The organism is Abyssisolibacter fermentans, from assembly GCF_001559865.1.
GTDB classification, from domain to species: Bacteria; Bacillota; Clostridia; order Tissierellales; family MCWD3; genus Abyssisolibacter; species Abyssisolibacter fermentans.
Genome location: NZ_LOHE01000036.1, coordinates 1 through 15,702, shown reverse-complemented (window position 1 = coordinate 15,702; position 15,702 = coordinate 1). Strand labels below are relative to the sequence as shown.

Below are 15,702 nucleotides of genomic sequence, written 5' to 3'. Positions count from 1 at the left end.
ATACTAAGTTTTATTTAATTTAATTAGGCTTTGATGGGGTGTTGGGCTGATTAAGGATATTGTTGTTTAATTTTTTATTTAGTTCTTTCTTATAAAATACAGATTGTTTTCTAAACCCATCACAATCATGCTAAATAGAATAAAATAAGTACTTTTTCTTGTACTATACACCTTTTCATAAAATAAGCAAAAACTCATTTAATCAATCTACCTTAAATATTTTAGACTTTACTATGTGTTATTTATAATTAATTCTTTTCTTTAAAATTTTACTTATTGTTATCTTTCAACTTTATATAAATATGGATAATGGGAAGTTAACCATTTTAATATTTTAATCCTAATTCTTCACAAATATCTTTTGTTAATTTTGCTAATGGTCTTTTCCCTAAATCTTCATCACATGTGTAATTTGAAACTACCATTTGAAGCACTTCCTCTCTATTACTAAAAAGTTCAGGATATTGATTATATAGCTCGTCTATTCTGCTATCATTATAAATAATTGCTTTCTTAATAATTTCTCTAACATAATCCTTATGAAAATTATATAAAGCCTTAAGATTAAAAGTTTCTTTAGAATTATTTATTTTTTGTATATAATCATTACATTCTTTTTCTAAATCTATTTTTTTATTTTGTTTTTTACTTTTTTCAATTAAGTTATCTTTTATTTTATCTTCGTCAATTGATAATTTGATTTCAAAATTATTTGAATTGCCTAACAAATAGTTGATATCATATGTTTCCTTAGTTTTGTCTGTATAAAAATTGGTTTCGAATTTAGCATATTGTCCAAATTCTTCTTCATAAGGATAAATACATTTATTTTTATAAAAATCTATACTTCCTTTAAAACTAGAATTACAAACATGACAACTAGGAATGAAATTATATAAAGAAACTGCCAGAAAAGGATATTTTGATTTTGGATAAAAATGATCTATATCTGCTCTCGTTTTTCCATGTTCACTTATATATGTATGAATATATTGTCTATTACAATAAGGGCATGTTGTTATTTTTAATTCATTTAACAGTTCATAAGCACCCCATCTGATTAATTTATTTTCAAAATTTATTTTATCACCTCTTACGAAGCTGTTATAATCGAAGATATTATTTAGTATTAATTTTAATTCTTCATTTATTTCAACTTTAAATTTGTTTTCTATTTTAGATAGATTTTCAATTCCCCTTCCTGTAATTTTTATAGAATCTATTATATTTAGTATTTCATTATAATCTGTCTTAATCGCTTCTTTTTCAGCTTCAAAAAATTTTTTTATTGAATTTTTTATGAAAGAAATATTTGTTTTATCTTTTATATTATCTGCATTTCTCACCTTTTCTAGCTGTAATCTAATTTGGTTTAGAAAATCACTAATTGAACTTTTTGTTAAACTTTCAAATAAAAAAGGAAATTCGTATTTAATTTCTTCTATTATGTTATCTATTGAATTATATTTATCTGTTTTTACAATTAAATTTCCTTTTACTATAGATTCTATCCTATTCTGTTCATTTAAAAATTTTAATAAATTATAAATATCTTGAGGAATCTCCTTTTCTTCTTCCTTATCTTTATATATTTTTTTGTATAAATAATTTTCTAAATTTTGTTTGCCTGTTTTCTTAAACCATTCCCAATGTTTTTTTTCTATTTCTTTCATCTTATTTTTATTAACTTGTATCCTTATCATATCCTATCCCCAGACTTCTCTTTTAATTCTTTTATCTTCATATCTAATAATTCCATTACTTTTTCAATTTTATCAAGCCCTTTATCCTTTAGAAAACCTTCCAATTTAGCTTTTTCTTCCTGTAATTTTAAAATTTGTAGTTCATAATCTTTTCTATTTTCTGGAAAGGTTGTCCTATATATACCTTCTAATTTTCTTTTAATTAAAGGTTCACCTATAAACTCAATAATAAATTTTATCTTTTTTTTCATTGCATTTATATCGATTGCTTGGTTTTGACCATTTTCTTCATAATCCATATATTTTATATATATTATTTTAAATTCTTCTATACTGATATTTTTATTTATAAATTGTTTGTATTTATCCATAATTTTTAAAGAATCTTTGATTTTTTGATTTGCAAAGTCCCCAATTGTATTTTCCATGAAAAAGGACTTCTTTAACATATTATGTATATTAGCTGCAAAAGTTTCAAAACTCTGAACGTGAGGTTGTAAAAAACGATTATTCCACTTAATGGTATCGTCATATTCTAATAAAATAGTATCTTTCTTTTTTACATCTGATAATAAAAATGGTGAATGTGTAGAAATGATAAACTGTACATTTAATTGATTCACTTCTTTATTGAATATATCAATAGCTGTAAGTAACTGATTCATAAATTCTTTTGCCCATTGTGGATGTAAAAAAGCATCTGGTTCATCTAATAAAAAAATACTTAACCTATTTTGTTTACTATCTCTTAAAGAAGTAATTACTTTTGCAAAAAAAATAAATACTGCTCTCTCTCCCTCTGATAAGTGTTCTACCTCAAGTGTAAATTGACGCTCTACATCACAGTATTCTATATTTGAGTAGCTTTCTAATACATCTAAAAGTTTTTTTACATTTTTTTCAGTTGTTCCCTTGTATGTCAAACAAATTGTTTTATCTTTTCTAAAACACCCTATATCTAATTTTATTATCTTTTTTATAATTTCTTCAAATGAAGATTGATATTCACCCTCTTTAATCACCTCAAATTTTAAGCTTAATCGTGAAAAAACATAACGACTTATGAGTAACTTTAAATAAACTTTGCGTTGAAAATGATTTTTTATTTTACCTGAATCTGAATGTTCATCAAAAAAAGTTCTCAACATATCATCTCTTATATTAATTTCTGAACTACACTCATTTATTTTTTTTACAACTGAAATAATATAAACAAATTCACTATAAATATCTGATTCTGTTATTTCATTAAAAGAAGACATATCTACTAATAACTTTTGATTTGCATTCTCAAATATTGTCATATCAAAATCAAAAGATTCCACATGTTTTTCTAATTCTGATACATTTATATTTGTATCTAATCTAGTTTTAATGTCCTCTTTTTCAAAACATTCTTTCAATAAATGGGTAAAACCATCGATAATATAATCATCAATCCAACCTAATATTACATCTTCTTTTTTATTCTCTTGTTTTTCACTATGCAGTTGGTTTACTAAATATTTCCTTAACATTTTATAATTATTATCTATTCTTTTCTCTTCAACTGTAAGTGTTGGTAGTACTTCCCTTTCACTAAATTTATGTAATAAGTTGATTTCAGGAAGAAATTCAAATATTATTTCTCTAAATTTATCATATTTTTTATCATATAGTAGCATATAGCCAGATTTATAATCTGCAAAACGTTCCATATTTAACTCTCGATAAAAACGTTTCATCAAATATTCGTCATCCTCATCTTCTTTCTGTTTAAAAATTCTTGGTTTGTTATACGTAATTCTGTGACTATAAGAATGCGCTAAATAAAAAAAATTACAATCTTCACAAATTTTGTTCAGATGTTTATGCCCTAAAATAGAATGATGAGTTAAACTATGAGTTTTTGGATCTATACAATTAAAAAAATGATATCCGATTGCATATATTTTTTTATCTTCTTTATATTTAAAAGCAAAACCAATGGGTAATTTATAAAATGTATCCTTATTAACAACAAGGTTTTTGATAAATCCACCTTTGTGGAAATTTCCTATTACTTCCATACCAAATATACATTCATTTAAATTAGAATCCTCTTTAAGAAGATACACAATAATATATTCATCTTTAAAATAACTTATATCATCTTCAGAACGATGAATTTTAAATTTTCCCATCTGGCTTGACGATTTATACTTTCTAACAAAAGATTCTTTTATTCTATCGTTTCTATTCATTCCTAAAATATCGAGTATTGTAGTTTTTCCTGCCCCATTTTGGCCAACTATCATTTTAATGTTTTTTATAGATTTTCCATAAATATTAGGATATATTTCTTCTCTCTTTTCTATGTGAAGTTCTCCCTTTTCTAAGTTGTATTGAACATTAAATCTATCGCTAAAGTTAAATTCTTTATTCATAATAAATTGATCATTATTATCATTACAACCATCAACTTTATGTCCAAAGTTTTTAATGTACATGTAGATAAGTTCCATTATTAATCCTCCATAATTGTTTATTGCTTGACTATATCGAAATTTATTGTTCAAGATATTGAATATTCTTCAGTTTATTAACATTTTATAATGCCTTAGTTCACCTTCCCATTATAGACATTTGTTTATTATTGCTTAAATCTGTAAATAATACAAACAAGAGGTGATTATATGCAATCTAACACAACTTGTCCATTAGTTGAACAATATCTAAGTTACCTTGTTGTTATTAAAGGCCGTGCTCCTTTCTTCCTGGCGGTGCTCGCACCCAGTGAAGAGATGTGCGTAGCGAACGGAAATATATTGTTATGTGACGTTGACATATTGCCACTAAAGTTAAAATATAAATTAATTATCTACTAAAATAATACCTAGACTATTAATACTATTCTCTATGTAATCTTTCTATATTATTGTCTAGAAATTCTCTCAAATGTCTTGCATAGCCAATTCTATCTTCTGGTTTTGATAATTGTCTACTTGTCAAGTATAGATTATCGTCTCTGTATCGAGGAAATACATGTAAGTGATAATGCCATACATCTTGGTTCCCTTCTGGTTCATTATGTTGTCTTGAAGAAACCCCATCGCACTTATACACTTCCTTCAATGCTATTGCAATTATTCTTTCTAATTCATGTATCCTTGAGGAAAGATGATTTGGTAGATCATAAATATTCTCATAATGTTTATTAGGAATAATAAGTACATGAGCTTTATTATTCGGCCACCATCCAGCACTAATAAATGCTGTAATGAACTCATCAGAATAAATAATATCTCCTTGTTTAGTTAATACATTCTCGTTTTCTATCCCTTTAACCAACAAACAAAATGGACAGTTATAATTCTCTGGTTCATGATTATACATTTATTCAACCACCAATACTATAATTTATTTTTTGCTATAAAATTCTCTATTAATTAGTATCCGTTCCATTTAGATTATTATAAACACATAATTCTTTTATACCCAATTCACTTCTGACTTAGTTACAGAAATGTCACATAACATTTCGGCAGTTTGCGACGTCTGCTCTGACCCAAAATTCTTTTTTCTTCTTGGCTAGAGAAGATGTTGCAAACTGTCTGTTAGGCGACGGAATCAATGGAAACCACTATAAGCCATAAGTCAATATTAATTTGTATAAACCACTTAATTTCTTTACTATTACCATCTAATTATATGAGTGTTGCCTAAATTCTGATTTACTTTACATTAACTAACATCTCATTCGCCACATTTAAAAATCTATTAACATATTCCTTAGAAAGCATTTTGTTTGTAACATGTTTGCTAAAATCAATAGGGTATACATATTCATTATCTAAATATTTATTCTCTTCTTCTTTTTTTAATGTGGTTGTAAATATAATTTGATTAGATAATCCAACAAACATTTCTAGGGCTCTCTTTTCTCGTTCCGAAGACAAATCCTCTGCTCTAAAAGAATCTACAATAATAGGAAATTCATGCTGAAGGACTTTTTCAAAGGCAAACATGCGAGCTAAATGAAATTCTGTAGCTTCACTGCCTGATAAAATCTTATCCCTTGCAGTAAAAATATTATCATATGCGGTTTCATTGGCCGAATCTACTACTTTATAAAACTCATTCATTGAATCAACAATATCACCCAATAGTTTTTCACATTTTTTAACTGATTCATCAGACACGGTTTCTTTCTTTGTCAACTGATCTACTAATTTATGTAATTCAGAATCTATCTCACATATTCTTACGTCTGCGTCCTTCACTCCTTCCATTTCTTTGCGTACTACTAATAATGCCTCTAAAGGAATGTCGTCTGCTTGCATAGATAAATCTAGTTCACTTTGGCAGATGACTATTTCCTTTGTCAGCCTATCAATCTCTTCATTATATATATCAATCTTATCCTTCACTGCATCTAATATTTGTTTTCTCATTGCAGATGTGGAGATATCAAATGAAAATTCTTTGTCAGCGCTCTCATATGCAATATGTTTTGAACCACAATCTAAACAAGCAATCTGACCTGTTTTCATTGTTCTATTCAATGATCGTAATTCCTTAAGAGCTAGTTCATTTTTGGTTCGCCTTGAAATAGCATTAGCTCTTTCCTTCTTAAAGGATAGAAGCTTATCTTTTATTCTCTCTACTTCTTTAAGCATATCTTCTAGTGCTTTTTTATCGTTAGTAGCACTCAAATATTCGTAAGCAACATTATTCTCTTTAAGAATCTTATTTTCCTTTAATAAAATCTTCTTTTCTGCCTTTAAATCAAAAATTTTCTTTTTAATAATCTCAGTATCCTCTATTGTATCACTATAATTGTTTACTCCCGCCATTGCATATAATAGTGAATAAAAATCATCTTTTTTGTACCAACCCTTATTAATAATATCCCAAGTTGTTTTCTTATCTTGACCAACAAAAAATAATTGGACTAATAGTTCTGGATCAACAATTCTTACCACGTTGTCTTTTTTTATTACAGGTAACTCCTGAATATTCTTATTCCAATAACGTTTGAACTCAGCCGTATTATCAAAGACAGCGTATTCTTCCCCCTTTTTTATCACGAAATTTTTAGATTTCCTACATATTTTAATCAACTTTTCATTATGTTCAAAATATACAATGTGGAAATAGTCTTCGTACTTAAACGAAGTTGGAAAAGCTGGTTTATTACCCAAACAATACATAATCGATTGAATTGCTATCGTCTTACCTTTATTATTATCATCACTAAAAATTATATTTAGACCATTCTTAAAATCTTCAAAAACATACGCTTCATCTTTATTACCTATAAATATTGCCTTAATCATCATAATTCGATCCCATCCTTAATTACAGATATAAAATATTTTAATGAAAGAGTCGTAAAATCCATACTTCTATTTATAATGTTTTTATCTAATTTTCTATATAACTCATTTATATTGTCTAACGGATTGTTAGTAATAATGTTATATATATTCTCAAAAAGCTTCCAAAAATCTTCTTTGCAATTACTATTAAATAAAGCCCTAGATAAGTCTAGCTGACAATCTTCTAACAAATTATTTCTATTTTCTTCCGGAAATCGGCTATATGTATAAATAAAAGAGCGTGGAACATTTGATCCTATTACCTTTTGATTCAGTATTCTATTGAGTACCAAAAGGCGAATCTCCGTGGTAGTTAAATGTCTCCCATAATTAAGAACTTCATCAGGAGCTTCTAGTGTAACACCCTCAACTACACTAGTGTTCTTTTTTCCTGCTTGTGTATTTCTTATTTCATTAAAAATAGCAATAAGAGTCTCTTCCTTAGGGATAATTGCTGGGTTTAACTTAATTATCTTTTTAACGTAATCTTTCTTACTTTGATTGTCTATTACAAAAAACACTGTCTTAAAAATTTATCTATTTTTTCTTCACTTATATCTTCTTCAGCGATATATGTTTTCTTTTTGCATTCATCTAATAAACCTTTTTTAATATTTGCTAAAGCAGTATCTTTTATATTAGATATATTAAATTGTGTTTGTTTTTCGTCAATTCTTACTGTATTGGATATACCTCCTAAAAAGAGTATATAGTTACTAAATTCAAATTCGCTTACATAATTCTTATACAAAGTAACTAATTCTCTACCAATAGCATTGGGAGATGGCTTCTTATCTCCCTTTGACTGCAAATCCCATAGTTTATCTGACATTTTAGTCATTCCAGTTAAATCATTTAAAAAGTCTACTACAAAATAATGAATTTGGTCACTATCACTTCTAAAATTCATTAAGTACAATAATGCTTTTGTTTCTGTATCTGCTGCTGAAGGTCTTAAACGTTCAGTTGACTTAACTACATATGCCATAATTAACTCCTCCTATTATGAATTGAAATCTATAGCGAAATAACTAGCAACTTTTATTAACATAATACTTTTCTTTGTATAAAAACCTAATTGATTCTGTCGCCTAACGTTCAGGTACTCCCAACGTTTTTGAACCGGCTTACATAGAATCTCTTCCATAATGGTGTTTACACCCGGTGAAAAAATGTGCAAAGCGAATGGGAGTATATTGTTAGGCGATGGAATTTACGGTTTCAGGGTATAATTTGCTTACAAATTCTAATAAATCATTTAATTTCTCTTTATCGAGTCGTTTTGCGAATTTTATAAGATATGTATCCTTAGGACAATTAAGTTTTGTAATACCATTTAGTCTAGGATACAACAAGGGTAATAAATGGTCTTTAGCTGATACATAATATAGCATAAACTCATCTTCATATCTAATACTCTCTTCAACAAATTTTCTAGCATTTTTATAACGATCATTACCAATTTTACTAATAATTTGTTTTTGTAAATCTCTAATTCTATCATCTACTTTTTTTGGATCTAATTCGCCTTCACCACATGATACCAATTTATTGATACCGTAACCAATAGTAGGTATGTATTTTATCTCTTTCTTGCATATTGCATATTCTATATATAATTTCTTAAAAAGTTCATTATTCTTAATTTTCCACTCTGAGTAGTTTAACTTACTCATAATATCATCACGATGTTTTACAGTATCCTCTTCATCTAAAATATCAATTAATGAGTTTTCACTTATCAAAAAATTTTCAATACAGTATCTAGGCAAGGTAAATAGCTTGTCCAATTCTTCAATGTCCGCAAAAATAGTGTTATCCTCACCACTAAGTAAATATAAATCACCATCAATAATATAGATTTCTCTTCTTGTATCGTCAAGATTTTGCTTTTTTTTACACTGCTTAACTACTTCAATTCTATTTCCTAATGGATATATATTGTCCATTGAAATATCACTAAATACAGTTGATAATATTTCTGAATATAGTTTTCTCGAAGCAATATTTGTATCTTCAACAAAAAAAATCAAATCGTTATCATTACTTAGAAAATTATGTTTAGAATATTTTGCAGCTGTTGTTCTTTCATTTTGCATACTATTTCCTCCAATTCTTAATAATATTTAAATCATACTCATCAACTATATCTGGAGAATGTGTTGCCATAATAAATTGAGTTTCCGGACAATTATCCATTATTGATCTTACAAATATCTGCTGCCATCTAATATGTAAAGATAATTCTGGCTCATCAATAATAAATACCTTATTCCTACTAGAGAAATTGAATAAAGCATGTGCAAATATAACCAGTAGCTGTCGTTCTCCTGACGATAACGTATTAACAGAGCAACTCTTACAATTTGCTCTAGTAACTTTCAATTGTCCTAACGTATCTAACTCAATCCTTTTATCAGAATCTTTATAGAATTCATTAATTATAGATAAAAAAGTGGTAAACTTTGAAAACATTTTATCTGTTTTATTCTTGTGGTTATCAACAATTTCTATTAATTCGAAAATCTTGTCAATTTGTGACATGTTAATTATGAGTTCTAAATCAATATTTGTTGTATCTCTTGAGTCAATATCTTGTTCTAAAAGGGTTTCTAATCTTTCAAAAAATATTTCTAGCTCTTTGCTCAAGGTTTTTTTGTTTCCTTCTATCTTTCTAATGTTATCTAGAATTTCTTCTTTCTTACCAAGCAAGTCTTTTTTTTGTTTCCAATTATTTAAACTATTTGTAAATTCATTAATATCAAACTCTCTGAATTTAAATGAAGAGAGTAACAACTTCTCTCGCAACATGGATAAATTATACTCATCATTTTTCTTTACTTTTTTATAAGTTTCTTGTATTAGATATTGGGCATCTATTAGTCCACTATTTAGTGTTCCTTCATATAAACGTCTATTCTTCATACTTTTTGAAAATGAATCTCTGTAATAAACTATATTCCTTTGATATCTATATTCATTATTAAAGTCCCGTAATTCAAATCTTCTTTCTAGTCCCAAAAAAATAGGCGAAGGTATATCTACTATAAATTCAATTACAGGGTGTTTCCGATATTCTAATGGATACTCCTTTATTTTTTCAATAAATTTACTTTCACTATTATTTGAAATATATTCCAATTCGTCAAATTCTAAATTATCTACACAAAGGCTTTCTGTTATAGAGTCCACACTTAAAACTAAATCCTTCTTATCTTTTTTACATTTAATAGTGTGCATCTTATTATGATGACTAATTGTTAAACAAATGAAGTCAAACCTAGTCTTCATTAATTCTTCAAATGATGGGGTAATTATTGACTGTATCAGTCTTAACGCAGTAGTTTTCCCCGACCCATTACCGCCAATGATTAACGATAAGTCCTCATTAAAATTAATTTCAACATTCATAAATCCATGAATATTCTTACCTTCAAAACTAATTATCTTCATACATTCCTCCTTGAGTCATTTTATCATTATTGATACTTTTTTTCTCAGTACATTAGTAAATTCTTTCGCCTAACTTTTAAATCTCCGTATGTTAGTTCTAACTATTACTCAAATCTGGTGGTATTTGCGAACTAAAGTTCGCAAATACCTCTTATATATTATCTAATGGACTCATAATATATCTTAAATTCTTATTCGTTACATGTGTATATATCTCAGTTGTTTTTGAACTATTATGCCCTAAGAGTTCTTGTATATATCTCAAATCTGTTAATCTTCTCCTTCTAATAGATGAGTAACAATCGAATGTATCAAAATATATACAATAACTTTTCTAATTATTGAATATTTAACTATTTCTTTCTATTTTAGTTTTAGACATTATCTACTATATAAAACTCAAATCCACATATAATATTTCTACATTTATCTTACAAACCCTTTTATTCCTTGTTAATTTTGCACTAATATTGTTTATATAAGGTATTAAAGGATTCGCAAAGCTTCACTAAAAATAAACACTACAACCAATAAAATAACTAGGCAAGCATCCACACCCATAGGGGACAGGTACTTTTGGGTGTAATATATGTTAATACTGAACTATAGTATCCATGTTGCTGTTGTCGCTAATCCGACCATTTTAATTCCGAAAGACATAAGAATAGATTGAATCGCTATAACAATAACAGTTTGTTTTTTCGTTTTACTTTTACTGATTCGTTTATAAACAAATATTGATAACAAAGTTAGTAGAATTATAGGAATTACATTAAACGCAATCGAAAGCAGAAATGCTAAAGGTCCAATATCATCAGTCGTCCAATTTGCAAATGGTATTACTAAACCTATGGGTATTGCTAAAATTATCGTTATAGACAAGGTTGCTATCTGGACACCTAACATACCAACCCAATATACAAAAGCCTTTTTAAGTCGTTTTTCGGAGTCTTTTGGCATAATGATAAATCCAACAATAAGTGGAAGCACGATTGCTATGCCAATGCCCACAGTAATCATTCCAATCATAAATAATACAATGTAAAAACCTGCCATGAAATCACCTCCATTAGTGTAATACTGTACTATAGTTGATACATTATTTATTTTAATTCATTACTAATTACCATATAACTTTATCTCCTTTCAAAAATTAGCATAATTCTGTCACATAAAGTTTCGTGTTACCGACGTTTCTCAACCTTAGAACGAAGGTGCTCATGCCCTGACAAGAGCTAATGTGCCAACTATTATCTACTATATAGACTCAAATTCAAATATAATATTTCTACATTTATCTTAAAAACCCTTTTATTCCTTGTTGATTTCGCACTAATACTGTTTAAAATAGGCAAAAAAAAAGACTCAATAAGCTTTGCGCCAAAATAAACACTAAAACCAATAAAGCAACTAGGCAAGCATCTGATGTTTCTTTGTCGGTGAATTTAAGAGGGGGGGTTTCTCAACACTTTTATTTAATGTTTTTTAACTCCCTCTTTACTGAACCAGCAAAGATTATCAGATGTTTGCCTATACCAGTAAGCTACTCTTACAAATATTTCTTTTCATTGTTGTTATTAAAAGTTGCATTTTAAGTTTTTAATTATGCTTTTTTTCTCTAAGACGTTCTAACAGTTCTGCATGAATTTAAAGTGGTTCTATATATTTATCCATATTCTCATCTTCCAATTTTTACACTTTGTCTAATGAGTTAGAATAGGATAAAAAAACAAAACATAGGAACTATAATACCCAAGCTTGTTACATTACTTATTTATTTAATTCTATATCTCTTTAAATTGGTTAATTTCTTCAAAGTACTTATGTCGGTTATATTATTATTATTTAGATATAATTCAGTCAAATTCGTTAAACCACTTATACTACTAATGTCGCTTATTTTATTAAAAGATAAACCTAAATAAGTTAAATTTATTAAACAACTTATGCTACTTATATCGTTTATATTATTATAATACAATTTTAATTTACTCAAATTCATTAGTCCACTTATACTACTTATGTCGGTTATAACATTATCAGATAAATCTAAATAAGTTAATTTTTTTAACCCACTTATACTACTAATGTTACTTATTTCATTATCAGATAAACATAAATCGGTTAAATTTATTAATCCACTTATACTACTTATATCCTTTATATTATTATTGGACAAAACTAAATCAGTCAAATTCGTTAATCCATTTATACTACTAATGTCACTTATTTTATTATCAGCTAGCCATAAATCAGTCAAGTTTGTTAAGCCACTTATACTACTTATATCGTTTATATTAGTATTACCTAAACCTAATTCAGCCAAATTCGTTAAGCCTCTTAAACTACTTATATCGTTTATATTATTATTACCCAAACCTAATTTAGTCAAATTCGTTAAGCCTCTTAAACTACTTATATCGTTTATATTATTATTACCTAAACGTAATTCAGTCAAATTCGTTAAGCCTCTTAAGCTACTAATGTCGCTTATTTTATTATCAGCTAGCCATAAATCAGTCAAGTTTGTTAAACCACTTATACTACTTATATTGCTTATTTCATTACTAGACAGCTCTAAATAAGTCAAATTCGTTAAGCTATTTATACTACTAATATCGCCTATTTTATTACTAGACAAATTTAAATAATCCAAATTCGTTAATTCACTTATACCACTTATATTACTTATTTCATTATCAGCCAGTAATAAAACTCTTAAGTTTGTTAGACCTCTTATACTACTGATATCACTTATATTGTTACTAGACAAACCTAAATAAGAAGTCAAATTAGTTAAACTACTTATACTACTTATGTCACTTATATTATTGTCACACAGATTTAACTTAATCAAATTTATTAGACCACTTATACTGCTGATGTCACTTATTTTATTATCACCCAAATATAATTCAGTCAAATTCGTCAATCCACTTATACTACTTATATCACTTATTTTATTATCATTTAGCGATAACCTAGTTAAATTCGTAAAATACTGTAGTCCCTCAATATCAACTATTTCTGCTGAAGATAAATCTAACTCAGTCGGTGCCTTAGCTTCAGCTAAAGATATCTCTTTATTATCGTTAGTATCAACTCCTACATTAATCAATGCTTGTTTTAAATTCGTATCAGAAAACGTAATGTTAAAGTCCTTATATACAGTTACTGTATATGTTTTTATGTCTCCATTCTTTGCTTTTACTTCAATGTTAATTAAAGTTTCTCCTGCATTTAATGGTATTTTTTTTGATTGCTTTCCACTTACTACACTTCTTCCATTAACTTTTACTCTAGCTTTCCTGTTATCTACTGTTGGTATTACTCTTATTTCTGTTGCATCATTCTCTACTGTTGCCGTATAATTTGTTAATGTCGTATTAAATACTTTTGATAGTGTTCCATTGGATAGTTTTAAATCTTTTAAATAATTATTATAAGCACTACGAATAACCCATACTTCATAAATTTCATTACCGATTGTAAAATCTAAATTTGTTTTATGATTAGCCCCACGTGTAAATTCATCATATAGTGGATTCTCTCTAATATTTAACTCCCTTAAGTTTGTTAAGCTACTTATACTGCTGATGTCGCTTATATTATTATTAGATAGGTTTAAATTAGTTAAATTTGTTAGACAATTTATACTACTTATATCTCTTATACTATTATAACTAAGATATAAACTATTTAAATTCTTTAATCCACTTATACTACTGATATCCTTTATCATATTATAAGACAGGCTAAAACTAGTTAAATTTTCCAATCCTTTCAATCCACTTATATTACTTATATTATTATTAGATAAATCTAACGTAGTTAAATTTGTTAATTCATTTATACTACTGATATCGCTTATATTATTATCACTTACACTTAAATAAGTTAAATTAATTAAACCACTTATACTACTAATATCGCTTATATTATTATTAGACAAATATAAAATAGTTAAGTTTGTTAAGCCATTTAAACTACTTATGTCACTTATATTATTATTATGTAGGTATAAATCGGTTAAATTTGTTAATCCACTTATACTACTTATGTTACTTATATTATTATTATCTAGACCTAATTTAGTTAAATTTGTTAAGCCTCTTATACAGCTTATATCGTTTATATTATTTTTATTTAGATATAATTCAGTTAAATTTGTTAAGGCACTTATACTACTTATCTCACTTATATTATTATTATATAAACTTAAAAAATTTAAATTCGTTAAGTTACTTAAACTACTTATATCGATTATATTATTATTAACAAGACCTAAATGATTTAAATTTGTTAAATTACTTAATTCACTAATATCACTTATATTATTATTGTCCAAACCTAAATAAATTAATTTTGTTAAACCGCTTATCATGCTGATATCATCTATATTACTATTATTCAAAGTTAAATCAGTTAGATTTGTTAAGCCACTTATACTACTTAAATCACTTATATTATTATTAGACAAATATAAAATAGTTAAGTTTGTTAAGCCATTTAAACTACTTATATCACTTATATTATTACTATATAAACTTATACCATTCAAATTTGTTAAGCCACTTAAACTACTGATGTCACTTATTTTATTACCATATAGACCTAAAACAGTTAAATTTGTTAAACTACTTATACTATTAATATCAGTAATTTCATTATTACCCAGATTTAATTTTGTCAAATTTACTAAACTACTTAAATTACTAATGTCGTTTATATTATTATTAGGTAGATATAACTCAGTCAAATTTGTAAAATATTCTATTCCATTAATATTAGATATTCCTATTGCTTCTAAATATAATAAAGTAACAGCCTCGGCTTCACTAATGGATATCTCTCCATTATGGTTGGTATCAACACCATAATAAATCAATGCATTCTTAAAATCAGCATCAGAAAATAAAATGTTTCTATCAATAGTTTTAGCAGACACATCATTAGTTGTGTTTATAAATACAACAGATAAAATCATTAAATATACTAATATTTTTTTCATAAAACTCCCCCTTATATAATTTTGTAATAACTAATTTTGTTTGTAAAAATTTATAGGATTTTATTTTCTACTTTTTTTAAGTAATAAAATAATAATATAAAATTTATTTTAAATATTAATGCTTGCTTATAGTTAAAAATATTCTTATTTAAATAGTAAAAGCAGCTATTAAATAATGATATGATACTTCCAAAGT

At 26.7% G+C, this 15,702-nt stretch carries 10 protein-coding genes; all 10 read right to left on the bottom strand.

The genetic code is table 11. The annotated features are described in order from the left end of the window. Positions 1-326: 326 nt before the first annotated feature. Entirely contained in the window at positions 327-1,703 is a 1,377-nt protein-coding gene (locus AYC61_RS03435) for a hypothetical protein (RefSeq protein WP_066496930.1), read from the bottom strand. Continuing rightward, on the bottom strand, positions 1,700-4,186 hold the full coding sequence (locus AYC61_RS03430; RefSeq protein ID WP_066496929.1) for an AAA family ATPase: 2,487 nt from the start codon (positions 4,184-4,186) through the stop codon (positions 1,700-1,702). The genes AYC61_RS03435 and AYC61_RS03430 overlap by 4 nt, the downstream gene beginning before the upstream one ends. Before the next feature lie 385 nt (positions 4,187-4,571). Then, positions 4,572-5,057, bottom strand: a complete 486-nt coding sequence (locus AYC61_RS03420) for an HIT family protein (RefSeq protein WP_066496925.1) — start codon at positions 5,055-5,057, stop codon at positions 4,572-4,574. Between the two features lie 338 nt (positions 5,058-5,395). Further along, the gene (locus AYC61_RS03415; protein WP_066496923.1) at positions 5,396-7,003 is read right to left on the bottom strand and encodes a coiled-coil domain-containing protein; all 1,608 of its coding nucleotides are present in this window, start codon (positions 7,001-7,003) and stop codon (positions 5,396-5,398) included. Then, positions 7,000-7,563 (bottom strand): hypothetical protein, encoded by a 564-nt coding sequence (locus AYC61_RS21655; protein WP_202906793.1) that lies wholly within the window; start codon positions 7,561-7,563, stop codon positions 7,000-7,002. The genes AYC61_RS03415 and AYC61_RS21655 overlap by 4 nt, the downstream gene beginning before the upstream one ends. Next, complete coding sequence (locus tag AYC61_RS21650) at positions 7,551-8,030, bottom strand: hypothetical protein (protein ID WP_202906792.1); 480 nt, start codon at positions 8,028-8,030, stop codon at positions 7,551-7,553. Before AYC61_RS21650 ends, AYC61_RS21655 begins: the two co-directional genes overlap by 13 nt. A 211-nt stretch (positions 8,031-8,241) precedes the next feature. Next, positions 8,242-9,141 (bottom strand): DUF4435 domain-containing protein, encoded by a 900-nt coding sequence (locus AYC61_RS03405; RefSeq protein WP_066496922.1) that lies wholly within the window; start codon positions 9,139-9,141, stop codon positions 8,242-8,244. A 1-nt stretch (position 9,142) separates the two neighbouring features. Further along, on the bottom strand, positions 9,143-10,495 hold the full coding sequence (locus tag AYC61_RS03400) for an AAA family ATPase (RefSeq protein WP_066496919.1): 1,353 nt from the start codon (positions 10,493-10,495) through the stop codon (positions 9,143-9,145). 603 nt (positions 10,496-11,098) lie between these two features. Next, positions 11,099-11,551, bottom strand: a complete 453-nt coding sequence (locus AYC61_RS03395) for a hypothetical protein (protein ID WP_066496916.1) — start codon at positions 11,549-11,551, stop codon at positions 11,099-11,101. 718 nt (positions 11,552-12,269) lie between these two features. Then, a complete protein-coding gene (locus AYC61_RS03390; RefSeq protein WP_066496915.1) occupies positions 12,270-15,506 on the bottom strand; it encodes a leucine-rich repeat domain-containing protein in 3,237 nt (1,078 codons plus the stop codon). Between the last annotated feature and the right edge of the window lie 196 nt (positions 15,507-15,702).